This is a genomic window from Myxococcota bacterium (genome assembly GCA_035498015.1).
Taxonomy (GTDB): domain Bacteria; phylum Myxococcota_A; class UBA9160; order SZUA-336; family SZUA-336; genus VGRW01.
The window spans coordinates 1-26,133 of the sequence record DATKAO010000016.1 but is presented as its reverse complement, the minus strand read 5'-3'; the positions used below and the strand labels follow the sequence as shown (position 1 = coordinate 26,133).

Sequence of the window (26,133 nt, the reverse complement as noted above, 5' to 3'; positions counted from 1 at the left end):
TTCGCTCGGGCTTACTTGACCGCGCTGAAGCGCTTGGTGCCGTCGGCCCAGTGGACTTCGGGCAGCGCGTCGAGGCGCTGCAGCGAGGAGTGGCCTTCGTAGCGCATGCGCAGCAGCGCGGGGCGGGAGCCCGAGGTGCGGTGATAGGAGACCGCGGACACGTCCTCGATGTGCGCTTCGACGACTTCGCCGTTCGCGAGGTCGATCCAGGCGTCGCCCTGCACGTTGTAGCGCACCTCGTTGAAGTGGAAGCCCATCTCGCTGGGCACGTCGGTCGTTTCGGAGCGCGTGCGCATCGCGAGCCGCGCGCACGGCACCGCGCCCACGCGCTCGAAGCCGACGAGCCGCACCTCGAGGTCGAGCGCCAGACCGAGCTTTCCGATCGGGTTCGGAACGAAGCGCTTGGCGTGCCAGCTGTCTCCCGCCGTCACGGGCCGGTCCGGGCGGGCGATCTGCAGGTAGCTGATCGTCTCGCGCAGCGGCAACGAGGCCAGGAGCTTGCGCGCCGCCGGCAGGCCGCGGATCGTGACTCCCTTGGGATCGTTGCGCGAGTCGGCCACCACCAGCGCGAACGGCTTCTCGAGCACCATGCGCGGCGTGAGGTCCTGCTTGGGCTGGGCGCCGCGCAGGTCGGTGTCGACCTTGTCGTCGAGCGTGGTGCGCAGACGGTCGTCGCCGATCTCGAGCACGTGCTCCTTGCCCGGCGGCGTGAGCCGCTCGCGCCGCTTGAGCGCCTCGAGCACGAGCGTCGACGCGACGCCGCCTTCGGGCGGGGCCGCGACCGGGAGCTGCCGGTAGTCGATCTCGATCGAGAACTTGTCATTGACCGACTCGGGATCGATGGTCTGGCGCTGCTCGTCCATGACCTCGGTGCGGCCGTCGTAGCTGACCACGAGCTGGTACAGCGTGCCCTCGGGTGGCGACGGCCTGGGCCGCAGCTCGACCGGCCCCGTGGGCGGGAACTCGATGGCCGCCTCCGCCGCAGCGCGGCCCGGGTGCACGTCCACCTTCTCTCCGGGCGGGCTCGCGCAGCCCAGTGCCAGCACGAGCCCCCATGCCATGAAGCGGCCCCTCACCCCGCGCAGTCTAGGTGATCGAATCCCGGGCTCCAATCGGCCTCGCTAACCCAGCCCCGACGGCTGAGATAGATTCGCGACCGGTGTCCTGCGAAGGCTTCCGGTGCGCGCGCTTCGTCTTCAGCCGCTGGGGTGGCGGCCGGTGAGAGTCGCGGCGCTCGCTCTCGCGCTGCTCCTGGCGAGTGACTCGCTCGCGCAGCTCCTGCCGCGCGTTCAGGCGGACCGGATCGTGGTGCGCAAGGCGGAGCGCACGCTCACGCTCTACTGGCACGACGCGAAGCTGAAGTCGTACCGCGTGGCGCTGGGCGGGCAGCCGGTCGGCGCGAAGTCCGCGCGCGGCGACCAGCGCACGCCCGAGGGGCTGTACACCGTGAAGTGGCGCAAGAAGCCCAGCGACTTCCACGCCGCGCTCGAAATCTCCTATCCGAATGCCGAGGACCTCGCGCGCGCCCGGGCGGCGGGCGTGCCGCCGGGCGGCGGCATCGAGATCCACGGCCTGCGCGAGGGCTTCGGCTGGCTGGGCGCGGCGCACCAGTTCTTCGACTGGACCGACGGCTGCATCGCGCTCACGAACTCCGAGATGGACGAGCTCCAGCGCGCGGTGCCCGACGGCACGCCGCTCGAGATCCTGCCCTAGCTGCGCTTGCGGCCCACCGTGCGCTCGAGATACTTGCGGCCCGCCTCGAGTGACTCGGGGTCGAAGGCGGCCGAGAGCAGCGCGTCGCCGTCGGCGAAGGCGGTCGAGCCCGTGCCCATGGCGCGGGTCACGGAGTTCACGTGCTCCTTGGTGATCGCGATCGGCACCGAGGGCATGCCGGCGATCTGCGCCGCGAGTGACTCCGCCTCCTTCTCGAGCACGTCCGCGGGCACCACGCGGTTCACGAAGCCCGCCGCTTTGGCTTCGGCCGGGCTGAAGCGGCGGCAGGTCATCACGAGCTCGCGCGTGAGCGCCGGACCGATCTCGCGCACCAGGCGTGGGATGCCGCCCCAGGCCAGCGGAATGCCGAGCTCGATCTCGGGAATCGAGAACACCGCGTCCTCGGCCGCGACCCGCAGGTCACAGGCCGCGACCAGAACCACCCCGCCGCCCACCGCGTAGCCGTGGACCTGCGCGATCGTGACTGCGCGCATGCCTTCGATCGCGTCGGCCATGCGCAGGCCGAGCTGCCCGACCTCGCGCCGCTCGAGCCACGAGCCGCCCGAGCGGGGCGACGCGCCGGCCACGGGTGAGTCGCGCAGGTCGGCGCCGGCGCTGAAGGCGCGGCCGGCACCCGATACGATCACCACGCGCACGTCGGGCCGGCCGTCGAAGAAGCGCGCCGCCGCCGCCAGCTCGCGCAGCATGGTGGCGCCCATGGCGTTCAGGCGCTCGGGCCGGTTCAGGGTCAAGCGCGCGACCGGCGCGTCGACGCGCAGCGCGAGCGTCTCGAACGCAGGCGGGGTCACGAGCGGATCGCGTAGGTCTCGTCGAGATACTCGACGATGTCGGCCGACTCGAACATCTCCTTGCCGGTGTTCGGGTCGGCGAGATACGGCACCATCATCTTGCCCGAGCGCTCCACGAACGCGGCGCGGTGGGCGCTGCCCTTGGCCACGTTGTGCAGCCGGTACGGCAGCTCGAGCACCGACAGCTTCTCGCGCACGAGCCGGCTGAAGGGCGACGCCTCGAAGCTCCACAGCTCGAGCGGCTGCTCGGGCGCGCGCGCGGGCGCGTAGAACACGCCCGCGGCCGGCCGCCAGAGACTCGCGGCCTGCGCCGACAGGTCGGTGAGCGGCCCGAGCGACAGCGCCCAGGGCACACGCCCGTCGCCGTAGCGGTCGAACAGGTAGGCGACGATCGCGTCGGACTCGTACAGCTCGATGCCCGTGTTCGGATCGACGAGATACGGGAACTGCGCCTTGCCGCCGCGCCGCACGACTTCGGGCCGGAAGCGCGGGCCGCGCTTGGGGCAGGGGAAGACGTCGGCCTCGAGGTCGAGGATCGACAGCGCCTCGCGCACCTTGCGGCAGTACGGGCAGCCCTCGAACTCGTAGAGCGAGAGCGGCTGCGCCGGCCGCGCGCCCAGTGTCCCGACCTGCGCGCCCGACCCGGCGCGCGCCAGCGTGGCGCCGATCGAGCTGGCGACGTCGAGCGCGCGGATCACGGGCGCACCACGTAGAAGGCGTTCACGGGGTGGCCGAAGTCGATCGGCTCGAAGCGCGAGAAGCCGGCCTCGGCGCACATCTTGCGCGCGAGTGACTCGGGGAAGCCCAGCGTGCCGAGCCCGAGCCCGTCGGGCTCGGACAGCGCCGACGACATGCACGACAGCACCGAGGTGCCGTACATCATGGCCGCCATCGGGTTGCGGGCCACGTTCTCCTCGAAGCTGTCGCGCGCCTTGATGTCGCAGATCAGGAACACGCCGCCGGGCGCGAGCGCGCGGCGCACCGCGGCCAGCACGCGCTCGGGGTGCGCCATGTCGTGCAGGCAGTCGAAGGCGGTCACGAAGTCCACGCTGGCGTCCGCGGGGAGTGACTCGATCGTGGCGTCGTGGAAGTGCGCGTTCGTGATGCCCGACTTGCGCTGGTTGGCGCGCGCGCGCGCGAGCGCGTGCTGCGAGATGTCGTAGCCGTGGAAGGTCGACTGGGGGAAGGCACGCGCGAGCTCGAGCACCGCCACGCCGGAGCCGCAGCCGATGTCGGCCGCGGTCGCGCCCCGGCGCAGCGCGTCGGCCACGCCGGGCAGACGCGGGATCGCCACCGGCACCAGCATGCTGCGGAACCAGGGCGCGAAGCCGCGCTCGATCCCCGCCGCACCCTCCGGACCGAAGGCGTCATAAGGGAGGCCGAGCCCGCTGCGGAACGCTTCGGGCAGCCGGTCGACCACGGCCATGGTCTGGGGCAGGTGCGCGAAGAATCCGGCGCCGAACGCGGGATGGCTCTCGTCGGCCAGCACGGCCGCGCCCTCCGCCGAGAGCGCGAAGCGGTCGCTACCCCGGCGCTCGAGCACGCCCGCGGCACCCTGCTGGAACAGCCACTCGCGCAGCCAGCGCTCCTGGAGACCGGTGGCGGCCGCGAGCTCCTGGCTCGTGACGGCTCCGCGTTCGGCCAACACCCGGTACAGACCCAGACGGTCGCCGAGCGAGATCATCGCCGAGGTCATCGCCCCGCCCAGGGACCCGAACACCATGCCGAGGTAGGCCTTGAGCTTCTCCGGGTCGGGCTGCGCCATGGGCCGAGTCTACACGACGGGGTCGGCGGCTAAGCTTCGGCCATGGCGACGCTGAAGACCCGGATCGAGCGCGATTCCATGGGCGAGATGAACGTGCCGGCCGACGCGCTCTGGGGCGCGTCGACGCAGCGCGCGGTCGAGAACTTTCCGATCAGCGGCGAGCGCTTCCCGCGCGTGTTCCTGCAGGCGCTGGGGCTGGTGAAGCGCGCGGCCGCGCTCGCCAACGGGGCGCTCGGCGTGCTCGACCCCGCGCTCGCACAGGCGATCGCCGACGCCGCGGGCGAGGTCGCGGCGGGCGCGCACGACGACCACTTCCCGCTCGACGTGTTCCAGACGGGCTCGGGCACCTCGACCCACATGAACGCCAACGAGGTGATCGCCGCGCGCGCGCGGGCGCTGCTCGCCGAGCGCGGCCGGCCCGCGGCCGTGCACCCCAACGACCACGTCAACGCGAGTCAGTCGTCCAACGACGTGATTCCCACCGCGCTGCACGTGGCCGCGCGGCTCGCGCTGCGCGACGACCTGGCGCCGGCGCTGGCGGCGCTCGAGGCCGTGCTGCGCGCGCGCGCGGCCGACTTCGACGGCGTGGTGAAGCTCGGGCGCACCCACTTCATGGACGCCACACCCGTGCGGCTCGGCCAGGAGTTCGCGGGCTGGGCGCGGCAGGTCGAGCTCGGGCGCGAGCGGCTGGCGCGCGCGAGTGACTCGCTGGCCGAGGTCGCGCTGGGCGGCACGGCGGTGGGCACGGGGCTGAACTGCCCGGCGGGCTTCGTCGAGCGCGCGCTGGCCGAGCTGTCGCGCGCCACCGGGCTCGCGCTCGAGGAGGCGCGCGACCACTTCGAGGCGCAGGGCGCGCGCGACGCCTGCGTGGAAGCGAGCGGCGCGCTGCGCACGGTGGCGCTGTCGCTGGCGAAGATCGCCTCGGACGTGCGGCTGCTCGCGTCGGGACCGCGCGCCGGACTGGGCGAGCTGGCGCTGCCCGCGATCCAGCCCGGCTCGTCGATCATGCCCGGCAAGGTCAACCCGGTGATCTGCGAGGTCGTGCTGCAGGTCGCCGCGCAGGTGGTCGGGAACGACGCCGCGATCGGCGCCGCCGCGGCCCAGGGTCAGCTCGAGCTGTTGACCGCCATTCCCGTGATCGCGCGCAACCTGCTGGCCTCGATCCGGCTGCTGGCCGCCGCGGCGCGCGTGTTCCACGAGAAGTGTCTCGCGGGCGTCGAGGCTCGGGCCGAGCGCGCCGCCGAGCTCCTGGAGGAGAGCCTGGCCATGGTCACCGTGCTGGCGCCCGCGCTCGGCTACGATCGCGCGGCGGAGCTCGCGAAGGAGGCCTGGCGCACGGGCAAGCGCGTGCGCGCGCTGGCGCTCGAGAAAGAGGTGCTGCCGCGCGAGGAGCTGTTGCGCCTGCTCGATCCCATGGCGCAGACGGGGAAGCGATGAGCGAGTCACTCGAGGAGCAGCGCTTCGGCGCGGCCACGGTCTACTACGGCGAGCGGCGCGGCAAGTATCCGCACGGGAACTCGCTGCTCGTGCGCGGCAGTGAGGAGTCAGTGGTGATCGACCCCTCGCTGGGGCTGGTCGTGCGGCCCGAGGCCGAACGCCCGCGCGCCGACCGCGTGCTGCACAGTCACTGCCACGAGGACCACTTCGCCGGCAGCTTCCTGTACGGCGCCGCGCCCTGGCACTTCCACGAGGCCGACCTGCCGGGCAGCCGGTCACTCGACGCGCTGATGGACCTGTACGGCTACCCCGAGCCGGTGCTCTCGGCCTGGCGCAAGGCGGTGGTCGAGCGCTTCCACTTCACGCCGCGCTCCGACGCCCGCGCCTTCCGCGACGGCGACGTCTTCGAGCTGGGCGGCGGCGCGCGGGTCGAGGTGATCCACGCGCCGGGCCACACCCGGGGTCATTGCTTCTTCCGCGTGCTGCCCGACGACCTGGTGTATCTGGCCGACGTGGACCTGTCGTCCTTCGGCCCGTACTACGGCGACGCCTGGTCCGAGCTCGAGGACTTCGAGCGCACGCTGGCGGCCGCGCGCAGTCTGCGTGCCCGCCACTACGCCACCTTCCACCACATCGGCGTGGTCGACGGGTTCGAGGCGTTCCTGGAGCGGCTCGGGCGCTTCGCGGCGGTGATCGCCGACCGCGAGAGCCGGCTGCTCGAGTATCTGGCCGAGCCCCACTCACTGGACGAGATCGTCCGGCACCGCTTCGTCTACCGGCCCCAGGACCCCGTGCCGTTCGCCGACCCGGTCGAGCGGCGCAGCATGGGCCAGCACCTCGAACGCCTGGGCCGCGCGGGGCGCGTGCGGCAGCCCGGACCGGGCCTGTATCAGTCGGCCTCCACCCCGCGAGTCATTTAACCCACGCGGGCCGAATCTGTATACAATCCGGCTCGGGGAGGGACGGCCGGCTTGGCCCGCATCAACGCACGCCCCGACACGATTCCGGTTCGCCTCGTATCGCTCGGGACGGCGCGATTTTCCGAGAGTTTCGGGGCGGCTGCGACGGAAGCTGCGTCCTGGCGCGTGTCCTTCCACGAGCGCGGGCGCGCCGAGCTGGCGACGCCCGACCGGGTGTTCGCCCTGCCGCCCGGCCGCTGCGTGCTGATCGCTCCGGACATCGCCGGCACTGCCAAGGCCGAGGGCGACGCCTCCCATCTCACGATCGAGTTCGGCCTGGGCCGGGTGCGCGACGCCGCCGCCCTGCCCGAGGGCGACGCCCCGCTGGTGCTGCCGGCGGACCCGCCGCGCGACGAGCTCGCGCGGTCGCTCTTGCGCGAGCTGGCCACGCCCCGACCCGAGCTGTCACCGGGAGTGTGCGCGCGCGCCCAGGCGCTGCTCCACCTGTGTCTGTCGTCGGCGCTCGACAGCGCCGCGGCGCGCGGCGCGAGCCTGGGGCCGACCGCCGACGCGCGCGCGCAGCTGCAGCCCGCGCTCCGCTACATCGATGCGCATTTGGCCGATCTTCTGCCGAACTCGAAGCTTGCGGAGCTGGCGCACGCGAGTGAGTCGCACTTCATCCGCATGTTCCGGCGCGTGGTCGGCTGCACGCCCGCCCGCCACGTGCAGGAGCGGCGGGTCTCGAACGCGGTGGAGCTGTTGCTGCGCTCCAACCTGTCGATCGACGAGATCGCGGAGCGCTGCGGGTTCGCCAACCGGTACCACTTCTCGCGGGTGTTCGCGCAGCGCATGTCGCACCCGCCGGCGCGCTTCCGAGTGCTCCACAACGGGGGCGGCCGGAGCCCGGTGCCGGCCTCTGGAGATACAGCGGCGTATGGCAATTCCTGACATCTCCGCGAGAAATCAGGCGATTTTGGACACAACTCAGGCGGAGATCGGCATAGGCTTTTCAACGCCTCTCCGCGTAGCATTCCGACTACAGTCGCGCCCTGAGCCCACTCTGAGGGAGGAGACGCAGAGCGCGCTGCGGATGACGAGTCGCGGGGTCGCTAGCAACCTCGCGGCATCATGGGAGGGAAGAAGAGAATGAAGCGCATCCTTGCAACGGTCGCTGCGCTTGGAGCGCTGGGTTACACCAGCCTCGCGAGCGCCGCGCTCCTCACGTTCGATGTGTCTGGCCCCAATGGCTCGGTGAATTCGATCAGCCCGTACGCGGCCGATCCGACGCTCCCGCCGGGAACGACGGGTGTTTCGGAGTTCGGACCGTTCTTCATCGCGCCGTTCGATCCCAACAGCACCGTCACAGTCAACACCGACCTCAATGGCAACGGCATCATCGGTGAGGCGAACGACGTCGGGCTCGTTGGCGGCACGCTGAACATCCACGCCGTCACTCCGATCGGCCAGCTCGGCACGGTCGTGGCAGACGTCGTGGCCACCGTGGCGCTCGGCGGTGTGGGCACGCTCAGCGGCGACCAGATCCTGTGGAACATGACCGGCGCCCCGGGCACCGGCACGATCTGGCTCCCGACCGGCACCTGGTACTGCACCGGCGTCGGCCTGTGCGGCCTGCTCGGCCTCGACGAGGGCGTTCCGCTCCCGATCGCGACCCTGTCGGCAGTGACGGGCACCAGCCCGGTGCTCCCCAGCCTGCTGGGCATCTGGCAGCTGAACGCGGCGCATGACGCGATCACGGGCAGCACTCGCAACACGATCCAGACGGGTGGCGCCACGCCGCCTCCGGGCCTGGGTCTGCCTGCGCAGTGGTACTCGTTCGGCTCGACGGACATGGGCCACTTGCCCGAGCCTGGCGCGTTCGCGCTCGTGCTCCTCGGCATCGGCGGCCTGGCTCTCCGCAGCCGGAAGGCCTGAAAGACTCGAAGCTCGCAAGAGCGGAAAGCGGGGGTGGCGATGAGAATCGCCACCCCCGTTGTCTTTGTAGGCATCCGTTCCTCGGGGTAGCTTCGTAACGCTCGCGGGAGCCCAAGCGACGAACCCGAGGAGGCCGCCCCGTGCTGATCCGCCGCAACCGCTTTCTGGAGCCGCCCGAGCGCGAGGTCACCGGGCCCGAGCTCTACCTGCGCCGGCGCGAGCTGGTCGTCGCGGCCGGGATCGCCGCGGGAGCCTTGCTCCTGCCGGGCTGCGGCCGCGCCGAGAAGGGCGACCCCCCGGCCGACTCGCCCGCGAACCCGGCAGAAGTCACTTCGCCCGATGGTTTCCGGACCACGGAAGAGCAGACGCCCTTCGACAAGGCCTCGAGCTACAACAACTTCTACGAGTTCGGCACCGACAAAGAGGACCCGAAGGAGAGCTCGGGTGGGTTCGTGCCCAAGCCCTGGTCGGTCGAGATCTCGGGCGAGGTCGCCAAGCCCGGCTCGGTCGCGCTCGAGGACCTGGTGAAGCCCGCCGACGTCCAGGAGCGCATCTACCGCATGCGCTGCGTCGAAGCCTGGTCCATGGTGATTCCCTGGCGCGGCGTGCCGCTGAAGGACGTTCTCGCGCGCTTCGAGCCCACCCCGAAGGCGAAGTACGTCGCGTTCAAGACGGTGCTGCGACCCGAGCAGATGCCTGGCCAGCGCCGGCACGTGCTCGACTGGCCCTACGTCGAAGGCCTGCGCATGGACGAGGCCATGCACCCACTCGCTCTGCTCGCGACCGGCATGTACGGCCGCGACCTGCCCAATCAGAACGGCGCGCCGTTGCGGCTGGTGGTGCCGTGGAAGTACGGCTTCAAGGGCATCAAGTCGATCGTCCAGATCCACCTGCAGGAGAGCCAGCCGCCGACCACCTGGAACCTGTCCGCGCCCGACGAGTACGGCTTCTACGCCAACGTGAATCCCGACGTGGACCACCCGCGCTGGACCCAGCGCCGCGAGCGGCGCATCGGCGAGTTCTCCAAGCGCAAGACGCTGCCCTTCAACGGCTACGCGGACCAGGTGGCCGCGCTGTACGCGGGCATGGACCTGCGCGCGAACTTCTGACTTGCGCCGCCGACTGACTCACGGCGCGCTCGTGGCGCTCGCCTCGCTTCCGCTGGCCGGGCTCGCGCTCGACGCCTGGCGCGGCCAGCTCGAGGCCGAGCCGATCAAGCAAGTGACCCACGTGACGGGCCTGTGGACGCTGCGGCTCCTGCTCGCGAGCCTGGCGATCACGCCCGCGCGGCAGATCCTGGGCCTGGGCTGGCTCGCGCCGTACCGGCGGACGCTCGGGCTGCTGGCGTTCAGCTACTGCACGCTGCATCTCCTGACTTACGGGGTGCTCGACCTGTGGGGCGACTGGGGCACGCTGTTCGAGGACATCGCGAAGCGGCCGTACATCACGGTGGGCTTCGCGGGCTTCCTGTGCCTCGTGCCGCTCGCGATCACCTCCACTCGCGCCTGGATCCGGCGGCTGGGCAAGCGCTGGGTCGTCCTACACCGACTGGTGTACGTGGCGGCGGTGTGCGGCTGCGTGCACTTCCTGTGGCTCGTGAAGAAGGACGTGCGCGAGCCGCTGATCTACTCGGCGCTGCTCACGGCCCTCTTCGCCGCGCGCGGCTTCGTGCGCCTGCGCCCGCGCTTCGCGGCCGCGACCAAGGCGCGGAAGAGCGCCTCGCTCTCGGCATCGCCGTGACCCTCGGGGTGCCACTGCACCCCGATGCAGAACGCGCCCGCACGCGCCTCCACCGCCTCGATCGCGCCGTCCGCCGAACGCGCGGCGACGCGCAGCTCAGGGCCGGGATCGGACACGGCCTGGTGGTGGCGGCTCGAGACCTCGAGCGCGCGCGCGTGCGCGATCTCGGCCAGCTGCGAGCCCGCTTCGAGCGCCACGCGGTGCCGGCCCTCGCCGAGCTGGTGCTCGGCCGAGCCCGGCAGATCGGTCGCCAGGTCGTAGTGGAGCGCGCCCCCGCGCGCCAGCGCCACCAGCTGCATGCCGTAGCAGATGCCGAGCACGGGAAGGCCGCGCGCGAGCGCCGCGTCGACCAGCGCCCGGTCGAAGGCGAGCTGCGCCGCCGGCACCGGCTCGAAGCGCACCTGCGCCGGGTAGGCGCGCGGCGGCAGGAAGTCGTCGCCGCCGGGCACCAGCAGCGCGTCGATGCGCGCCACCTGCGCCGCGGCGTCGGCCGTGATCGGCAGGTAGACCGGCACGCCGCCGGCGCGTTCGACGGCGCGCGCGTAACTGGCGTCGCCGTACTGATAGGTGCGCCCGCGCTTCCAGCGTCCCTGCTCGTCCAGGCACAGCGGGATGCCGACCGTGGGAGTCACGCGCGCGATCATACTCGAGACTTCTCGGCCGGACCTTCCGATAGACTGGAGCGGGCATGGGCAAGCTGTCGGTGATCGTCCCCGTGTACAACGAGGCGCAGACGCTCGAGGAGCTGGTCCGGCGCGTGCGGGCGGTCGACTACGGGGCCGAGCTCGAGCTCGTGCTGGTCGACGACTTCTCGAGCGACGGCTCGCGCGAGCTGGTGGAGAAGCTCGCGGCGACACACTCCGGCGTCGTGGCCGTGCTGCAGGAGAGGAACCGCGGCAAGGGGGCGGCGCTCCGGCGCGGCTTCGCGGCCGCGACGGGCGACGTGCTGGTGGTGCAGGACGCCGACCTCGAGTACGACCCGGCGGAGATCCCGCGCATGGTGAGCCTGATCGAGCGCGACCTGGCCGACGTGGTCTACGGCAGCCGCTTTCTCGCCAGCGGCCCGCACCGGGTGCTGTACTTCTGGCACTCGGTCGGCAACAAGCTCCTGACGCTCCTCTCGAACGTGTTCACGAACCTGAACCTGTCCGATATGGAGGTCGGCTACAAGGCGTTCCGGCGCGAGGTGCTGGCGGGCATCGAGCTGTGCGAGGACCGCTTCGGCTTCGAGCCCGAGATCACCGCCAAGGTCGCGCGCGGCGGCTGGCGCATCTACGAGGTCCCGATCTCCTACTACGGCCGCACGTACGAAGAGGGCAAGAAGATCGGCTGGCGCGACGGCGTGCACGCGCTGCGCTGCGTGCTCCGCTACAACCTGTTCGACCGCTAGTGGAGTGACCGTGGCAGAGCTCTCGCTGCTCGTGAGCGCGCGCGTGCAGGAACGCTTCGGCGAGTCACTCGATCGCGCTGCGCGCGCCGGCGGGCTCGAGCTGCGGCCGGTGCCGTTGCCGGCGGACCCCGAGGCGCGGCTCGCCGCCGAGGCCTGCGCGCGCGTCGAGGCCGCGTTCTTCTCGGTCGACCTCCTGCCCGCGGGCTCGCGCGCCTTCTTCGCCGCCGCGCTCGCCGCGCCCAAGCTGCGCTGGCTGCAGACCTTCAACGCGGGCATCGACCACCCGATCTTCGCGCGCTTCCCCGAGCGCGGCGTGCGAGTCACTACCGCGGCCGGGGCCTCGGCCGAGCCGATCGCGCAGACCGCGCTCGCGGGCATGCTGATGCTGGCGCGCGGCTTCCCGCACTGGCTCGAAGCGCAGCGGCGCCGGGAGTGGCTCCCGCATGCGGTGTCCGCGCTGCCGGGCGACCTCGCGGGGCAGGTGCTCGTGGTGTTCGGCCTGGGCGGGATCGGCTGCGAGCTGGCGCGGCTGGCGCGCGCCGTGGGCCTGTACGTGATCGGCGTGCGGCGCAGCCCCGCGCAGCCCGGCGATCCGGTCGACGAGCTCCACGGGCCCGAGCGCCTGCGCGAGCTCCTGCCGCGCGCCGACTGGCTGGCGCTGACCTGCCCGCTCACGCCCGAGACGCGCGGCGCGATCGATGCCGCGGCGCTCGCGCTCCTGCCCGAAGGCGCGCGGATCGTGAACGTGGCGCGCGGCGGGATCGTCGACGAGACGGCGCTCTACGAGCTGCTGCGCGCCGGCCGGCTCGGCGGCGCGTATCTCGACGTGTTCGCCGCGGAGCCTCTGCCGCGCGAGTCGCCGCTGTGGACGGCGCCCAACGTGATCGTGACTCCCCACAACTCGGCGGCCACGCGCGGCGCCGAGGCGCGCCAGCTCGCGATCTTCCTCGACAACCTCACGCGCTTCGGGCGCGGCGAGCCGCTGCGCAACGAGGTCCGCGCGTGAAGACGCTCTACGTCGCGCTCACGGTGCTCACCTACAACGTGCACGGCCTGAATCACTGGCTGGTGAGCGACGACCCCGAGGCGCGCATGGGGCAGATCTCGTCACGGCTCGACGCCTACGACGTGGCGCTGGTGCAGGAGAGCTGGACCTACTGGGACGCGCTCGCGTCCCACGCGACCCACCCCGTGCGCGAACGCGGCAACGGCCCGGACCCCGGCGCGTTCTTCCAGAGCGGGCTCGCGACCTTCGCGCGCCTGCCGCTGCGCGCGGTCTCGCGCGGGTCACTGGGCGCGTGTGCCGGCTGGCTGGGCGGCGCGAACGACTGCTTCGCCGACAAGGGCTACCTGCGCGTGCGGCTGCGCCTCGCGCCCGGCATGGACGTCGACTTCTGGAACCTGCACCTCGACGCAGGCGAGTCCGACGCCGACCGGTCGGCGCGCGAGAAGCAGCTGGCGAACCTGGCGCAGCGCATCCGCACGCTGTCGGGCGACGGCCCGCTCGTGGTCGCGGGCGACTTCAACAGCGAGGCGTCCAACCCGGCCGACGCCGCGCTGCTCTCCCGCTTCGTGACCGAGGTCGGGCTGCGAGACACCGGCGCGCGCTCCGACCCCCAGGGCGCGTTCGCGCACAAAGAGATCGACTACGTGTTCGTGCGCGACGGCCGGGGCATCGGCTTCGAGGTGGTGCGCGCGGGCGAGGCGGGCGAGTTCGCGGCCGGGGGCAAGCCGCTCAGCGACCACCCCGCGCTGCGCGCGCGCCTGCGTGTGACTCGCGTCAGCGCCCCTTGAACAGGTTCGCGGCCTTGGCGTTCAGGGTCGCGGCGCGCGCGCGCGTGCGCGCCCAGTCGCGCAGCTCCTTGATCCGCTCCTCGTAGGTGTCGTAGAGCGGCACCGTGTCGGTGATCGCGTTCGCGAGGTCGTTGAAGGCCACGTCGCGGTTCTCGGTGAACGCGGTGTAGAGCGCGGCCGAGACCACCTGCTCGATCTCGCTGCCCGACAGGCGCGACGCCTGGAGCGACAGCTCGGCGAGGTCGAACTGCAGCGGGTCGCGGGCGAAGCGGCGCAGGTGGATGGTGAAGATCTCGGCGCGCTCGGCCTCGGTCGGAAGGTCGACGAAGAACAGCTCGTCGAAGCGGCCGCGCCGCAACAGCTCGGGCGGCAGGCGAGTCACGTCGTTGGCGGTCGCCACCACGAACACCGGCGCCTGTTTCTCCGACAGCCAGGTCAGGAACGCGCCGAACACGCGGCTCGACGCCCCGCCCTCGCTCGCGGCGGCGAAGCCCTTCTCGATCTCGTCGATCCACAGCACGCAGGGCGCGATCGACTCCGCCACCGCGGTCGCCTCGCGGATCGTGGCTTCGGGCGTGCGCTGCGCGTCGCCGAACACCGCCGCCAGGTCGACGCGCAAGAGCGGGAAGTTCCACTCGCGCGCCACGGCCTTGGCCGAGAGTGACTTGCCGCAGCCCTGCACGCCGAGCAGGAGCAGCCCGCGCGGCATGGGCAGGCCGAACTTGCGCGCCTCCTCGCCGAACGCGCGCTTGCGCTCGCGCAGCCAGCGCTTCAGCTCGCCCAGGCCGCCCACGTCGTCGAGGCCGGCCAGGGACTCGTGGAAGGTGAGCGCGGGCGTGCGCCGCAGCGCCTGGCGCTTCTCGCGCACGATGCCGGCCACCGCCTTGTCGTTCAGCCCGCCGGCGAGCGCGCACGACTTGCGGAACACGCGCAGCGCCTCGTCGGAGGTGAGTCCCAGCGCGGCGCGCACCGCGTTGTCCAGTGACTCCGGGTCGGGTGACTCGATCGCGGCCCGGAACAGCGCGTCGAGCTCGGCCGCGCGCGGCAGCGGCAGCTCGACCACCGCCGCTTCGTGCACCAGCTCGGGCGGCAGGTCGAGCGCGGGTCCGAGCAGCACGATCGCCTGCATGCGCTCGGCCAGAAGGTCGAGCAGGTCGCGCAGCCGGCGCAGCGCGATCGCGTCGTGGAGCTGGCGGTGCGCGTCGAGGATCACGAAGATCGCGGGCTCCGCCGCGGCGGAGATCGCGCGCAGGCCGTCGTCGAGCGAGCCCGCGCCGTGTCCGCTCGCGCCCAGGCCCGAGGCGACCGACCAGGTCACGAGCTCGCGCTTGCAGGCCTGCGCGGCCAGCTTCAGCGTGGCGAGCGCGCGCTCCTCTTCGAAGGCCTCCAGCCCGATCAGCCGCCAGCCCGCCTTCACCAGCAGGCCCAGCTCCTTCGCGCAGTCACGACTCATCGCGACTCAGTCCATGTCCGTGGTGACTCGCACCACTTCCTCGTAGGTCGTCACGCCTTCGGCCAGCCGGCGCAGCGCGCTCTCGCGCAAGCTCTCCATGCCCTCGACCTTGGCGGCGCGCGCGATCTCGGTCGCGTCCTCGCCCTTTTTGATCAGGTCGCGCACGCGCCGTCCCACGGTGAGCAGCTCGAACACGCCCGAGCGGCCGTACAGCCCGGTGTGGCGGCACTCCACGCAGCCCTCGCCCCAGCGCACCGCGAGCCGCTCGCGCCGCTCGACCGGCACCTTGATGCCGAGCGAGTTCACCTGGTCGGGAGTCAGGTGACCGTCGACCGCGCAGTGCGGGCAGATCTTGCGCAACAGCCGCTGCGCCAGCACGCCGCGCAAGACGCTGGAGAGCAGGAAGCGCTCGACGCCCAGCTCGGCCAGGCGAGTCACTGCGCCGGCGGCGTCGCGCGTGTGGACCGTGGACAGCACCAGGTGACCGGTGAGTGCCGACTGCACCGCCATCTGCGCGGTCTCGGCGTCGCGGATCTCGCCGACCATGATGATGTCGGGGTCCTGGCGCAGCATGGCGCGCAGCGCGGTCGCGAAGGTGAGCTCGATCTTGCGCTGCACCTGCACCTGCACGAAGCGCGGGTCGATCATCTCGATCGGCTCTTCCACCGTGGTGATGTTCACCTCGGGGCCGGCGAGATAGCGCAGCGTCGCGTACAGGGTCGTGGTCTTGCCCGAGCCCGTGGGGCCGGTCACGAGGATCAGCCCCGAGGGCGAAGTGATCCAGCGCTCGAACTGCTCGCGCTCGGCGGGCGCGAAGCCCAGGTCGGCCAGGTCCGCGAGCAGGATGCCCGGGTCGAGGATCCGGACGACCACCTTCTCGCCGAACGCGGTCGGGATGCTCGCGACGCGCAGCTCGATCTCACTCTGGCCGCGGCGCGTCTTGATGCGCCCGTCCTGCGGGCGGCGCCGTTCGGCGATGTCCATCCGGGCCATGACCTTCACGCGAGACACGATCGCGGCGTGCACCGGCTGCGGGAAGGCTTCGATCTCGTGCAGGATGCCGTCGATGCGGAAGCGCACCACGGCGTCGCCCTGGCGCGGCTCGAGGTGGATGTCGGAGGCGCGCTGCTCGAAGGCGTAGTTCAGGAGGAAGTCGACCGCCGCCACCACGGTCTCGTCGTTCGCGGTGGAGAGCTCCTCGTTCGAGCGCAGCTGCACCATCTGCACCAGCGCGGCGGTGGGGCTGCGGTCCCCGAGCTCGCTCGCGGCCTGCTTGATGCTCGTGCGCAGGCCGAACACGCGGTCGGCGACCGACAGGATGTCGCGCTTCGACGTGATCGCGTAGACGAACGGCTTGCGCACCACGTCCTGCAGCGTCTCGCGCAGCGTGGTGTCGAACGGGTCGGCGACCGCGAGCACGAGTGACTGCGCCTCCTGCGCGATCGGAATCACCACGTGGCGGCGCACGAACGGGCGCGAGAAGGTCTTCGAGATCAACGCGTTGTCGAGCTTCAGCGGGTCGATCTTCACGTAGCGGAGCTGGGTCGCGGCGGCGATGCACTGCGCGATCGCGTCCTCGTCGAGCTTGCGGTGCTCCTTCTGCGCGTGCGGCAGCGCGGCGGCGGCCACGATCTCGGCGGCCGACACGTCGTATCTCGCAGCGGCCTGCGAGCGCACCGAGCCCACGCGCTCCTTCAGCACGCGGCTGCGCAGGGTGGTCTCGCGGCCCTCGACGTCCTTGGCATGCGCCGAAGTCATCAGCTTGGCGCGCACGAGCAGCTCGCACAGCTCGGAGAGCAGGAGCGGCGGCCGCGGCTCCCCTGGCGAGGACGGTCCATTGGCAGGCAGCTTCGCCGGGGGGGTGCCGCTTTCACTCATCGCGGACCCTATCGGTCAGAGAGTCCGCGAACCCAACGACCCCGCTTACGCTTGGTCGATGCGGAAGGCCCGCCAGAGCCACGAGAACGGCGGGCGGATCAGGCCGAGCTCCTGGCACAGGTGTCGCGTCTTGGCGAGCGAGTCACGGCGCAGGCCGGCGAACACGGGGCTCTTCCGGTAGGCCTGGTCCATCACGTCTTTCGGGATCTGGTAGCGGCGCACGAACTGCGCCGAGGGCTCGAGCATGAGCGTGGCCATGTTTCCGAGGATGAACGGCGAGCGCAGCGCCAGGAGACCGCGGCCGAAGAAGCCCAGCCGCGGCACGTGGCGCAGCAGGTAGGCGCGCGCGAACGACATGTGCCGCGCTTCCTCGATCACGTGGATCTGGCTGATGCGCTCGGCGAGCGGGTGGCGCCACTGGCGCTCGCGCAGCGCGCGCCGCTGCATCTGGTCGATCGGCTCCTCGCCGCCGAGCACGAACACGAAGAACAGCTCGGGGAAGCGGCGCGCCAGGCTCGGGATCGAGCGCGCGAAGAACAGGAGACTGCGCGGCATGCCTCCGACCGTGAGTCCGGTGCGGTTCACGAACTCCTGGAACATCATCGAGTGCTGGGTCTCTTCCGCGATCTCGTGGTAGACGTAGCGGAACTCGGGTGAGTCGTTGGGGAGTGACTCGGCGAAGGTCAGCAGGCCCCGCTTCAGCACGTTCTCGAACTGCACGCCCACCTTCATGAACGTGGCGAAGCGGTGCAGGCCGATGCGCGCGCGCACGGGCTGCGGCTGGGACTGGTACCAGTCGGTGCCGCCCAGCGGATCGAGCGGGATCAGCTCGAAGCGCGGGTCGTCGGGCTGCACGGCGTGGTCGGGATCGTCCCAGGCCACGTCCTCGTAGGCGTCGAAGTGTTTGGTCACCGACTGGCGGGACAGGCGGCCCAGCAGCTCGCGCCACGCGCGCTCGTCGGCGCCAGCCAGCTCCGCGTCGTCGGGAATCTCGGGCTTTCCGGGAAGCAGGGGGAGTGACTGCTCCAGGGTGGTCATGGGTTTCCTCCGGAATTCGTCGCGGCCTGGAACACCGCGAGCATGAAGAGTCGTTTCAGGTAGGCAAAGCGCCGCTCGAGCTGCTCGGGCTCGTCGGCCAGCCGCTGGCACAGCGCGATGCCGTGCACGAACGAGAGCACGGTCTCGGCGATCAGGTCGCAGTCGGGCACGTCGCGGCCGAGTGTCTCGCGCACGACCTCGACGATCGCGCCGCGCGCGCTCGAGAACAGCTCGTGCAGGTTGGCGCGCGTGGTCTCGTTGACCTGCGCGCGCTCGAGGATCGCGCCCAGGATCAGCATCAAGGTCTCGCTGCGCTCGGTCACGAGCCAGCGCAGCCCCGCCATGAAGCGGTCGCAGCGCTCCTCGACCCCGGCGGCCTCCTCGACGTTGGCGCGGATCTGCTCGATCCACGCCTCGGCCACCCGGGCCAGCGCGGCGTCGAGCAGGCCTTCCTTGCTCTCGAAGTGCCAGTAGAGCGCCGTCTTCACGACCCCGGCGCGCTCGCACACGTCGGCGACGGAGGTGCCGGCGTAGCCGCGCTCGGAGAAGAGCGCGATCGCCGCCGCGAGGATCTTCTCGCGCGACAGCTCGCCGTGGGCGGTGGCCGCCGATCGCGCGCGTTCGCTGTTCGTTGAGTCCGACATGCCGTACGTACCGGACGGTACATTCAATCGTGCGCGCACGTATGTCAAGGGGAAAGCGAACGAGCGATCAGGAAGGAGGGCCGCTCAGCGCGAGGCGGCCAGCATCTGCTCGACCCGGGGCTGGCTCCAGCCCTGGATCATCTTCCCGCCGATCACGATCACCGGCACGCCGGTGTTCCCGTGGGTCAGGCCCAGGAACTCCTCGCGCGCGTCGTCGTCGTTCTCGACGTCCTTGTCCACGTACTCCTGGCCGATTTGGTCGAAGTACGCGCGCGCCCTGCGGCAGTAGCCGCAGCTCTGCGTCGAGTACATGACGACCGGGGCGTGGGTGGTCTTTCCGCGCGGGCCGTCGTCGGGGGCGACCGAAGCGCGGCGCACGGCCCGCGAGGCCGAGGCCTCGACGGTGATGTGACCGGCGGTCGAGCGCTGCCGCTCGGGCACCTGGTCGAGCGAGGTCGCGAAGCGCACGCGGCCCGACTCGTCCACGTACTGGTAGTAGCCGCCGTCGGCCTTCAAGGTGCCGGACCGGCGCGCAGGCGTTGCCGGGGCGCGCTCCCGAGCGGGCTTGGGAGTCACCGGAGCCCCGTCTTCCGGGGAGCCCACGGGCACCACGGCGCCGTCCTGCGACGGCGGCGAGCAGGCCCAGAGGGGCGCCAGCAGGGCCAGGAGCGCCAGCGAGCGACGAGTCATGCCTTTCTAGGTCGGCAGTTCTACCGCTCGGATTGACCGAGGCGCTCGAGCTCGAAGGCGGCGCACTCGCGCGTGAGCTCGTCGTGCAACTCGGCGCGCAACTTCTCGACCTCGGCCTCGTCGAGGTCCGGGCGCACGCAGCGCGCCGGCAAGTCGTGGCGCACGATCCGGGTGAAGGGCAGGGGCACCTGGAGCCGGTCCCAGCTCGGCGCCCGCCACTTGCGCTGGACCGCGTACATCGACGGGATCAGGACCGCGCGCGAGCGCTGCGCCATGGCCACGACGCCGGGCTTGATCTCGCGGCGCGGGCCGCGCGGACCGTCGACGAGGTGACCCGCGAGCACCGGCTCGCGCAGCACCCGCACCATTTGCAGAAGTGCGCGTGCCCCGCCCCGCGAGCTCGAGCCGCGCACCACCCGCCAGCCCAGCTGCTCGGCGACGCGCGTCACGCGCTCTCCGTCGCGGCTCTGGCTGATCATGATGTACGGCCGGTAGTGTCGCAGGTCACAACACGCGATTAGAAACATCTCGTGCCAGCCGAAGATGATCGCGGCGCTGCCTTCGGCGAGGGTCTGCTCGATGACGTCGTTGTCCTCGTAGTCGAAGCGCAAGGTCGCCCCGAGCAGCCGCACCAGCCATGCGACGGCGAACGCGAGCGCGCGTTCGCCGATGCTGGCCCGTCTTTCCACTGACTCCACGAGGAGCGCCCCTCCTGGCCCGCGTGTATCATGCCGCTCGATGGACGAGATGGCCCGGCTCGAGGTCGACGGCAAGACGTACGAATTCCCGATCGTGACCGGCTCGGAAGGCGAGCGCGGGATCGACATCGGAAAGCTGCGGGACCAGACCGGGCTGATCACGCTCGACCCCGGCTACAAGAACACCGGCTCGTGCAAGAGCGCGATCACGTTCATCGACGGTGAGCAGGGCATCTTGCGCTACCGCGGCTACCCGATCGAGGAGCTGGCCGAGAAGAGTGACTTCCTCGAGGTCGCCTACCTCCTGATCAAGGGCGAGCTGCCGACCGCGGAGCAGTACCGCGCCTGGGCCAACTCGATCCGCTACCACACGATGCTGCACGAGGACCTGAAGCGCTTCTTCTCCGCGTTCCCGAAGGACGCGCACCCGATGGGGGTGTGCTCGGCCGTGATCTCGGCGCTGTCCACGTTCTACCCCGACTATCTCGACCCGCTCGACGCGCAGCAGGTCGAGGTGTCGGTCGAGAGACTGATCGCGAAGTTCCCCACGATCGCGGCCTACGCCAACAAGCACGCCTTGGGTCACCCGTTCATGTACCCCGACAACAAGCTCGGGTACGTCGAGAACTTCCTGCGCATGATGTTCGGCACGCCGTGCGAGGAGTTCGTGGTCGACCCGGTGGTGGCGCACGCGATCGACGTGCTCTTGATCCTGCACGCCGACCACGAGCAGAACTGCTCGACTTCGACCGTGCGGCTCGCGGGCAGCTCGCACGCGAACCTGTTCGCGTCCATGTCGGCCGGCATCGCGGCGCTCTGGGGGCCGCGCCACGGTGGCGCGAACCAGGAAGTGATCGAGATGCTGGAAGAGATCGCCGACGAGGGGCTCAACGCCAAGCAGTTCGTCGAGCGCGCCAAGTCGAAGGACGACACCTCGCGCCTGATGGGCTTCGGCCACCGCGTGTACCGCAACTACGACCCGCGCGCGAAGGTGATCAAGCAGGCCGCGACCGAGGTGCTCGAGAAGCTGGGAGTCACTTCGAAGCTGCTCGAGATCGCGATGGACCTGGAGCGGATCGCGCTCGAGGACGACTACTTCATCAAGCGCCGGCTGTATCCGAACGTCGACTTCTACTCCGGGATCATCTTCAAGGCGCTGGCCATCCCCGTGCAGGGCTTCACGGCCATGTTCGCGATGGGCCGGCTGCCGGGCTGGATCGCGCACTGGATCGAGCTTTTGGCCGAGGGCCAGGCGATCGGCCGGCCGCGTCAGATCTACATCGGGAAGACCCAGCGGACGTACGTCCCGATCTCCGCGCGCCGCGGCTAGTCACCGTGCGCCAGGCGCGCTGGACCGAGTCGGGCCTCGAGATCGTCGAGGTCGAGCCGCCGCCGCTCGCCGCCGGCTGGGCGCGCCTGCGCGTGGCCGCCTGTGGTATCTGCGGCACCGACCTGCACCTGTGGCGCCGTGAGCTGCCGCCGCCCGTGGGCGTGGCGCCGGGTCACGAGATGACCGGCACGTTGATCGACGGCCCGCGCGGCCTTCCCGACGCGCTGTACGCGGTCGAGCCCAAGCACGTGTGCGGCATCTGTGACTTCTGCGTCACCGGCCGCAACCAGCTGTGCGAGAAGCTCGAGATCTTCGGGGTCATGCGCCCCGGCGGACTGGCCGAGTGGGTCGACGTGCCGGTGACCACCCTGCACCCCGTACACTCTTCGGTGTCGCCGCTGGTCGCGTCGCTGGCCGAGCCGCTGGCGGTGTGCGAGCGGGCGCTCGCGCTGGCGCGGCCCGACTCCGACAGCCGCGTGCTCGTGCTGGGCGCGGGCACGATCGGCCTGCTCTCGGGCCTGCTCGCGCGCGACCGCGCGCGCAGCGTCGCGATCAGCGCGCGTCACCCGCAGCAGGCCGACGCCGCCAAGCACCTGGGGCTCCAGGCGCTGGGCGAGAAGGAGCTCAAGGCCTGGGCCGCCGAGGCCCAGCCCGACCTGGTGATCGAGACGGTCGGCGGCCAGGCGCAGACGCTGCTCGACGCCAGCCGCTACTGCCGCGCGGGCGGGCGGATCGTGGTGCTCGGCATCTTCTCGAAGCGCAGCGAGGTGAACGGCTATCTCGTCGCGACGCGCGAGCTCGAGATCGTCGGCTCCAACATGTACGGCGCGGGCCGGCGCGGCTCGCAGTTCCGCGCCGCGGTCGAGCTCCTGCCGCGCTACGCGGCCGAGATCGCTCCGCTGCAGACTCACCGCTTCGGCCTGGGCGAGCTCGAGGCGGCGTTCCGCTGCGCCAGCGACAAGCACACCGGCGCGATCAAGGTCACCGTGCTGCCCGGGCAGGCTTGAGTGACGCGCCGCGGTCCGAGCCGGCCGGGCCGGCTCTCGCGGATCCTGACTCCCATCCTCTCGGCCGCCTCGGCGGCGCTCTACCGCGGCCCGCTGCGCCGCGCGATCTCCGGCGCGCTCGAGCGCAACCGGCGCGTGACTCACCCCGTGATCGCGCTGGGGCGCGGCGCCGCCGGTCTCTCGGGGCTGCGGCTCGCCTTCCTGTCCGACGTGCACCTCGGCAACTACTTCGGCGCGGACGACTGGGTCCGGGTCTGCGAGCGCGTGGCCCAGGAGTCGCCCGACCTCGTGTGTCTGGGCGGCGACCTGGTCAGCGCCTGGGAGGAAGAGGCGCTCGAGCTGCGCAAGGGCCTGGCACTGCTGGCGCCGCCGCTCGGCGTCTTCGCCGTGCCCGGCAACCACGAGTACTGGGCCACGCCGGACCCGCGCGTGTTCGTGTCGGTGCTCGAAGAGAGCGGGATCGAGCTGCTCGTGAACCGCGGCGTGCGCATCGCGCGCGGCGGGGCGACGCTCTGGCTGTGCGGGGTCGACGACCTGCGGCGCGGCGCGCCCGACGTGGCCGCGGCGCTCGCCGGCCGGCTGCCCGACGAGCCTGCGGTCCTGCTCTCGCACCAGCCCGACCTGTTTCCCGAGGCGGTGCTGCACGGGGTCGACCTGCAGATCTCCGGTCACACGCACGGCGGCCAGATCGTGCTGGGCGGCTGGGCGCCGATCACTCACTCGAGGTACGGCCTGTGGACGGGCCGCTACGCGCGCGCCGGCGCGCAGCTCTACGTGAGTCGCGGCGTGGGCACCACGGCGCTGCCGCTGCGCATCGGCGCGCCGGGCGAGATCGCCATGCTCGAGCTCGAGGTGCGCTAGAGCCCGGCGCGGCGCGTCAGGGCCGCTCGGCGAGCGCCTCGGCGCTGAGCCGCGCGACGATCCCCGAGGCCGCGCGCAGCAAGTTCTCGAGCAGGCGGATCTTGATCGCGGGGTCGTGTGAGTCGAGCTCGGCGGCCGCGGCCCGGGACAGCACGTAGCAAGCGGTCGGCCGGTCGGCGCGAACCGATGCGCTGCGTCCGCGTTCCGGCCAGCGCTGCCGGGAACTGAGCAAGCCGGGGGTCGCTGGTAGTACCCTGTCGGAAAACGGAGGACGACGAGATGCCCTGGGACTTCGAGACCGAGCCGGAGTTTCAACGCGAGCTGGACTGGACCGATGGCTTCCTGCGCGAGAAGGTCGAGCCGCTCGACCTCGTGCTGGGCGACGCGTACGACATGCGCGACCCGCGCACGCAGAAGGCGGTCGCCCCGCTCAAGAAGGAAGTGAAGGAGCGCGGGCTCTGGGCCTGTCACCTGGGGCCCGACCTGGGCGGACAGGGCTTCGGGCAGCTCAAGCTCGCGCTCTTGAACGAGATTCTCGGGCGCTCGCGCTTCGCGCCGATCGTGTTCGGCTGCCAGGCGCCCGACTCCGGCAATGCCGAGATCCTGGCGCACTACGGCACCCAGGAGCAGAAGGCCAAGTATCTCAAGCCTCTGCTCGAGGGCGAGATCCACTCGTGTTACTCGATGACCGAGCCGCACGCCGGCGCCGATCCCACCTTGTTCCGCACGCGCGCGGTGCGCGACGGCAACGAGTGGGTGATCAACGGCGAGAAGTGGTTCTCGTCGAACGCGCGCTGGTCGTCGTTCCTGATCGTGATGGCGGTGACCGACGCCGAGGTCGACGCACACGGCGGCATGTCGATGTTCATCGTGCCGACCGAGACGCCGGGCGTGAAGATCATCCGCAACGTGGGCGTGGGCACGGAAGGCCCGGAGCACGCGAGTCACGCGTACATCCGCTACGAGAACGTGCGCGTTCCCGCCGACCACCTGCTGGGCAAGCCGGGTGGCGCGTTCGTGATCGCGCAGACGCGGCTCGGCGGCGGGCGCATCCACCACGCCATGCGCACGATCGCGCAGCTGCGCCGCGCGTTCGACATGATGTGCGAGCGCGCGCTGTCGCGCGACGTGCGGGGCGGCCGGCTCGCCGACCTGCAGATGACTCAGGAGAAGATCGCCGACAGCTGGATCGAGATCGAGCAGTTCCGCTTGCTCGTGCTGCGCACCGCCTGGCTGATCGACAAGTACAAGGACTACAAGAAGGTGCGCAAGGACATCGCCGCCGTGAAGGTGGCGATGCCCAAGGTCTACCACGACGTGGTGTACCGCGCGATGCACCTGCACGGGTCACTCGGTGTCTCGAACGAGATGCCCTTCGCCGCCATGCTGCTGGGCGCGGCGGTCATGGGCATCGCCGACGGGCCGACCGAGGTGCACAAGATCACCGTGGCGCGTCAGGTGCTGCGCGATCACAAGGCCACCGACGGACTGTTCCCGAGCGCGCACATCCCCACGCGCAAGGCGGCCGCGCGCGAGCGCTTCGCCGAGCTCGTGGAGGCGGAGGTGGGGAACCTGTGAGACGGCTCGCGCGCTAGCGGAGCCAGCTCGCGGCGTTGCCCGCGTAGAAGCCGGCGACGACCTCCGGCGAGTGACCCGCGAGCGAGCGGTCGAAGCGGCCGATCGGGTCGCGTCCGCCCTCGGCGTGCGGGTAGTCCGACGAGAACATGTAGAGCCTGGGGTTCGACTCGCGGCACAGGAGGCCCACGTCCTCGAACGGGTAGGGCGTGAAGCGCAGCTGCGCCGCGGCCTGCTCGCTCGGCGTGCGCGTGAAGGTCCGCAGGAACGGCTCCGACTTGCTCCAGATCGCGACCGCGTGATCCAGGCGCCGCAGCATGTCGGGCACCCAGCCGGCGCCCACCTCGATCGCGCCGCCGCGCAGGCCGGGGTGGCGCTCGAGCACGCCGTCGAGCACCAGCACCGACAGGAAGCGCTCGATCGGCTGGTAGATCACGAGCAGGTCCTTCGACCCGATCACCTCGGGCCGCGAGCCCGGGGGCGCGGGGGCGGTGTGACCGTCGTCGAGCCAAGGCTCCCCGATCGAGAAGCCGGAGCTTCCCACGTGCAGCACGAACGGCACGCGCCGCTCGGCGAGCCGCGCCCAGAAGGCGTCCTGGCTCGGGTGACCCGGCGAGTGACCGCCCGGGGCGCGCGCCGGGACCCAGACCTCGCCCAGCCCGAGCTCGAGCGCGAAGTCGAGCTCGGCCAGTGACTTCTCCCCGCCGTCGAGGTCACACAGCGCAACGCCCGTGAGTCGCGGGTCGGCGCTGCAGAACGCGGCCATGGCGCGGTTGTGGGCGCGGTAGGCGGCGTAGCGCAGCTCCGCGTCGGCGAGGTCGAAGAGCAGCGCGCAGAACGACGAGTAGACCACCTGGCGCTCGAAGCCGAGCAGGTCGAGCGCCGTCCCGCGCTCCGTGGAGCTCACCGCGCCCAGCGCGTCGTGCCACTTCGGGCCGCGCCGGATCAGCTCGGAGCCCAGCCGCACCAGCTCCTCGCGCGGCGTGGCGCGCGCGGGGTCGGCCCAGGGGCCGAGATCGGGCACGAGCTTGGGCAGGCGCGCGGCGACCGCGGCCGGCGCGTGCTCCGTCAGGAACGTCGGCCACTCCATCAGGTGGCTGTCGGCGTCGATCGTCCGGCGAGGCCCCGCATAGCTCACGTCGGGATGGTATCTCAGCGGGATGCCGAGACCCGCCGCCGCTCTCGCCTGCGCGATCGCCCTGGGCTGCGCGACCCCCCGCCCGGCGCCGCCGATCGGCAGCTTCGACCCGGCGACCCAGGCTCTCGTGATCCTTTCGACCGGAGCGCTCGAACGCTGCGCCGAAGGCCCGACCTTCGGCGTCAGGAGCGTGGCGGGGGGGGCCGGCAGGCGACCCCCCGCCGCCGCAGCTCGAGGTCAGCTCGAGCGAGGCCGAGAGTGACTTCGCCGACCACCCGGGTCACTTGTACGCGCTGGCACTTCCGCCGGGGCGCTGGGTCGTCGAGCCGATCCCGGTCGGTC

Annotated in this window: 27 protein-coding genes and 1 pseudogene; 15 read left to right on the top strand and 13 right to left on the bottom strand. The window is 71.5% G+C overall.

What is annotated here, in order from left to right; genetic code table 11:
* Window positions 1–11: 11 nt before the first annotated feature.
* Complete coding sequence (locus VMR86_01310; GenBank protein ID HTO05668.1) at window positions 12–1,061, bottom strand: hypothetical protein; 1,050 nt, start codon at window positions 1,059–1,061, stop codon at window positions 12–14.
* A 157-nt stretch (window positions 1,062–1,218) separates the two neighbouring features.
* Here VMR86_01310 and VMR86_01305 point away from each other — a divergent pair, with 157 nt between their 5' ends.
* Complete coding sequence (locus VMR86_01305) at window positions 1,219–1,713, top strand: L,D-transpeptidase family protein (protein HTO05667.1); 495 nt, start codon at window positions 1,219–1,221, stop codon at window positions 1,711–1,713.
* Here the strand turns inward: VMR86_01305 and VMR86_01300 are convergent.
* Genes VMR86_01300 through VMR86_01290 form a run of 3 tightly spaced genes read right to left on the bottom strand, consistent with a single transcriptional unit; the run spans window position 1,710 to window position 4,287 of the window.
* Entirely contained in the window at window positions 1,710–2,522 is an 813-nt protein-coding gene (locus tag VMR86_01300; GenBank protein ID HTO05666.1) for an enoyl-CoA hydratase/isomerase family protein, read from the bottom strand. The two genes, VMR86_01305 and VMR86_01300, sit on opposite strands and share 4 nt — an antisense overlap.
* Entirely contained in the window at window positions 2,519–3,220 is a 702-nt protein-coding gene (locus VMR86_01295; GenBank protein ID HTO05665.1) for a glutathione S-transferase N-terminal domain-containing protein, read from the bottom strand. The genes VMR86_01300 and VMR86_01295 overlap by 4 nt, the downstream gene beginning before the upstream one ends.
* Window positions 3,217–4,287 carry a class I SAM-dependent methyltransferase gene (locus tag VMR86_01290; GenBank protein HTO05664.1) on the bottom strand — a complete coding sequence of 357 codons (1,071 nt, stop codon included), beginning with the start codon at window positions 4,285–4,287 and terminating at the stop codon, window positions 3,217–3,219. The genes VMR86_01295 and VMR86_01290 overlap by 4 nt, the downstream gene beginning before the upstream one ends.
* A gap of 42 nt (window positions 4,288–4,329) precedes the next feature.
* Here VMR86_01290 and VMR86_01285 point away from each other — a divergent pair, with 42 nt between their 5' ends.
* From VMR86_01285 to VMR86_01255, 7 genes and pseudogenes are all read left to right on the top strand, one after another.
* Window positions 4,330–5,724 carry a class II fumarate hydratase gene (locus tag VMR86_01285; GenBank protein HTO05663.1) on the top strand — a complete coding sequence of 465 codons (1,395 nt, stop codon included), beginning with the start codon at window positions 4,330–4,332 and terminating at the stop codon, window positions 5,722–5,724.
* Window positions 5,721–6,644 (top strand): MBL fold metallo-hydrolase, encoded by a 924-nt coding sequence (locus tag VMR86_01280; GenBank protein ID HTO05662.1) that lies wholly within the window; start codon window positions 5,721–5,723, stop codon window positions 6,642–6,644. The genes VMR86_01285 and VMR86_01280 overlap by 4 nt, the downstream gene beginning before the upstream one ends.
* A gap of 27 nt (window positions 6,645–6,671) precedes the next feature.
* Window positions 6,672–7,115 (top strand): annotated as a pseudogene (locus VMR86_01275) (AraC family ligand binding domain-containing protein).
* On the top strand, window positions 7,098–7,571 hold the full coding sequence (locus VMR86_01270; GenBank protein HTO05661.1) for an AraC family transcriptional regulator: 474 nt from the start codon (window positions 7,098–7,100) through the stop codon (window positions 7,569–7,571). The pseudogene VMR86_01275 and the gene VMR86_01270 overlap by 18 nt, the downstream one beginning before the upstream one ends.
* Window positions 7,572–7,769: 198 nt before the next feature.
* Window positions 7,770–8,555 (top strand): hypothetical protein, encoded by a 786-nt coding sequence (locus VMR86_01265; GenBank protein HTO05660.1) that lies wholly within the window; start codon window positions 7,770–7,772, stop codon window positions 8,553–8,555.
* 140 nt (window positions 8,556–8,695) lie between these two features.
* Window positions 8,696–9,664, top strand: a complete 969-nt coding sequence (msrP, locus tag VMR86_01260; GenBank protein HTO05659.1) for a protein-methionine-sulfoxide reductase catalytic subunit MsrP — start codon at window positions 8,696–8,698, stop codon at window positions 9,662–9,664.
* Between the two features lies 1 nt (window position 9,665).
* A complete protein-coding gene (locus VMR86_01255; GenBank protein ID HTO05658.1) occupies window positions 9,666–10,295 on the top strand; it encodes a protein-methionine-sulfoxide reductase heme-binding subunit MsrQ in 630 nt (209 codons plus the stop codon).
* Here VMR86_01255 and VMR86_01250 read toward each other — a convergent pair.
* The gene (locus tag VMR86_01250) at window positions 10,181–10,927 is read right to left on the bottom strand and encodes a gamma-glutamyl-gamma-aminobutyrate hydrolase family protein (protein HTO05657.1); all 747 of its coding nucleotides are present in this window, start codon (window positions 10,925–10,927) and stop codon (window positions 10,181–10,183) included. The genes VMR86_01255 and VMR86_01250 overlap by 115 nt on opposite strands.
* A 56-nt stretch (window positions 10,928–10,983) precedes the next feature.
* On the opposite strand from VMR86_01250, the gene VMR86_01245 reads away from it, so the two are divergent.
* Genes VMR86_01245 through VMR86_01235 form a run of 3 tightly spaced genes read left to right on the top strand, consistent with a single transcriptional unit; the run spans window position 10,984 to window position 13,479 of the window.
* On the top strand, window positions 10,984–11,685 hold the full coding sequence (locus VMR86_01245) for a glycosyltransferase family 2 protein (protein HTO05656.1): 702 nt from the start codon (window positions 10,984–10,986) through the stop codon (window positions 11,683–11,685).
* A 10-nt stretch (window positions 11,686–11,695) separates the two neighbouring features.
* A complete protein-coding gene (locus tag VMR86_01240) occupies window positions 11,696–12,691 on the top strand; it encodes a D-2-hydroxyacid dehydrogenase (GenBank protein ID HTO05655.1) in 996 nt (331 codons plus the stop codon).
* The gene (locus tag VMR86_01235) at window positions 12,688–13,479 is read left to right on the top strand and encodes an endonuclease/exonuclease/phosphatase family protein (protein ID HTO05654.1); all 792 of its coding nucleotides are present in this window, start codon (window positions 12,688–12,690) and stop codon (window positions 13,477–13,479) included. Before VMR86_01240 ends, VMR86_01235 begins: the two co-directional genes overlap by 4 nt.
* Here the strand turns inward: VMR86_01235 and VMR86_01230 are convergent.
* From VMR86_01230 to VMR86_01205, 6 genes are all read right to left on the bottom strand, one after another.
* Window positions 13,466–14,932, bottom strand: coding sequence for an AAA family ATPase (locus VMR86_01230; protein ID HTO05653.1), 1,467 nt, complete (start codon window positions 14,930–14,932; stop codon window positions 13,466–13,468). The genes VMR86_01235 and VMR86_01230 overlap by 14 nt on opposite strands.
* Window positions 14,933–14,938: 6 nt before the next feature.
* A complete protein-coding gene (locus VMR86_01225; GenBank protein ID HTO05652.1) occupies window positions 14,939–16,810 on the bottom strand; it encodes a GspE/PulE family protein in 1,872 nt (623 codons plus the stop codon).
* A 45-nt stretch (window positions 16,811–16,855) separates the two neighbouring features.
* Window positions 16,856–17,848 carry a diiron oxygenase gene (locus VMR86_01220; GenBank protein HTO05651.1) on the bottom strand — a complete coding sequence of 331 codons (993 nt, stop codon included), beginning with the start codon at window positions 17,846–17,848 and terminating at the stop codon, window positions 16,856–16,858.
* Entirely contained in the window at window positions 17,845–18,492 is a 648-nt protein-coding gene (locus tag VMR86_01215; protein ID HTO05650.1) for a helix-turn-helix domain-containing protein, read from the bottom strand. The genes VMR86_01220 and VMR86_01215 overlap by 4 nt, the downstream gene beginning before the upstream one ends.
* 84 nt (window positions 18,493–18,576) lie before the next feature.
* Window positions 18,577–19,182 carry a glutaredoxin family protein gene (locus tag VMR86_01210; GenBank protein ID HTO05649.1) on the bottom strand — a complete coding sequence of 202 codons (606 nt, stop codon included), beginning with the start codon at window positions 19,180–19,182 and terminating at the stop codon, window positions 18,577–18,579.
* Between the two features lie 20 nt (window positions 19,183–19,202).
* Entirely contained in the window at window positions 19,203–19,880 is a 678-nt protein-coding gene (locus tag VMR86_01205) for a lysophospholipid acyltransferase family protein (protein HTO05648.1), read from the bottom strand.
* A 40-nt stretch (window positions 19,881–19,920) separates the two neighbouring features.
* On the opposite strand from VMR86_01205, the gene VMR86_01200 reads away from it, so the two are divergent.
* Genes VMR86_01200 through VMR86_01190 form a run of 3 tightly spaced genes read left to right on the top strand, consistent with a single transcriptional unit; the run spans window position 19,921 to window position 23,078 of the window.
* Window positions 19,921–21,210, top strand: coding sequence for a citrate synthase (locus tag VMR86_01200; protein HTO05647.1), 1,290 nt, complete (start codon window positions 19,921–19,923; stop codon window positions 21,208–21,210).
* A 5-nt stretch (window positions 21,211–21,215) separates the two neighbouring features.
* Entirely contained in the window at window positions 21,216–22,217 is a 1,002-nt protein-coding gene (locus tag VMR86_01195) for an alcohol dehydrogenase catalytic domain-containing protein (protein ID HTO05646.1), read from the top strand.
* Window positions 22,218–23,078, top strand: a complete 861-nt coding sequence (locus VMR86_01190; protein ID HTO05645.1) for a metallophosphoesterase — start codon at window positions 22,218–22,220, stop codon at window positions 23,076–23,078.
* A gap of 16 nt (window positions 23,079–23,094) precedes the next feature.
* Here VMR86_01190 and VMR86_01185 read toward each other — a convergent pair whose 3' ends face one another.
* The gene (locus VMR86_01185) at window positions 23,095–23,232 is read right to left on the bottom strand and encodes a hypothetical protein (GenBank protein HTO05644.1); all 138 of its coding nucleotides are present in this window, start codon (window positions 23,230–23,232) and stop codon (window positions 23,095–23,097) included.
* Window positions 23,233–23,357: 125 nt separating this feature from the next.
* Between VMR86_01185 and VMR86_01180 the strand changes: the two genes are divergently transcribed.
* Window positions 23,358–24,656 (top strand): acyl-CoA dehydrogenase family protein, encoded by a 1,299-nt coding sequence (locus VMR86_01180; protein HTO05643.1) that lies wholly within the window; start codon window positions 23,358–23,360, stop codon window positions 24,654–24,656.
* 13 nt (window positions 24,657–24,669) lie between these two features.
* On the opposite strand, the gene VMR86_01175 is transcribed toward VMR86_01180, so the two are convergent.
* A complete protein-coding gene (locus VMR86_01175; protein HTO05642.1) occupies window positions 24,670–25,791 on the bottom strand; it encodes an amidohydrolase family protein in 1,122 nt (373 codons plus the stop codon).
* Window positions 25,792–26,133: the final 342 nt, after the last annotated feature.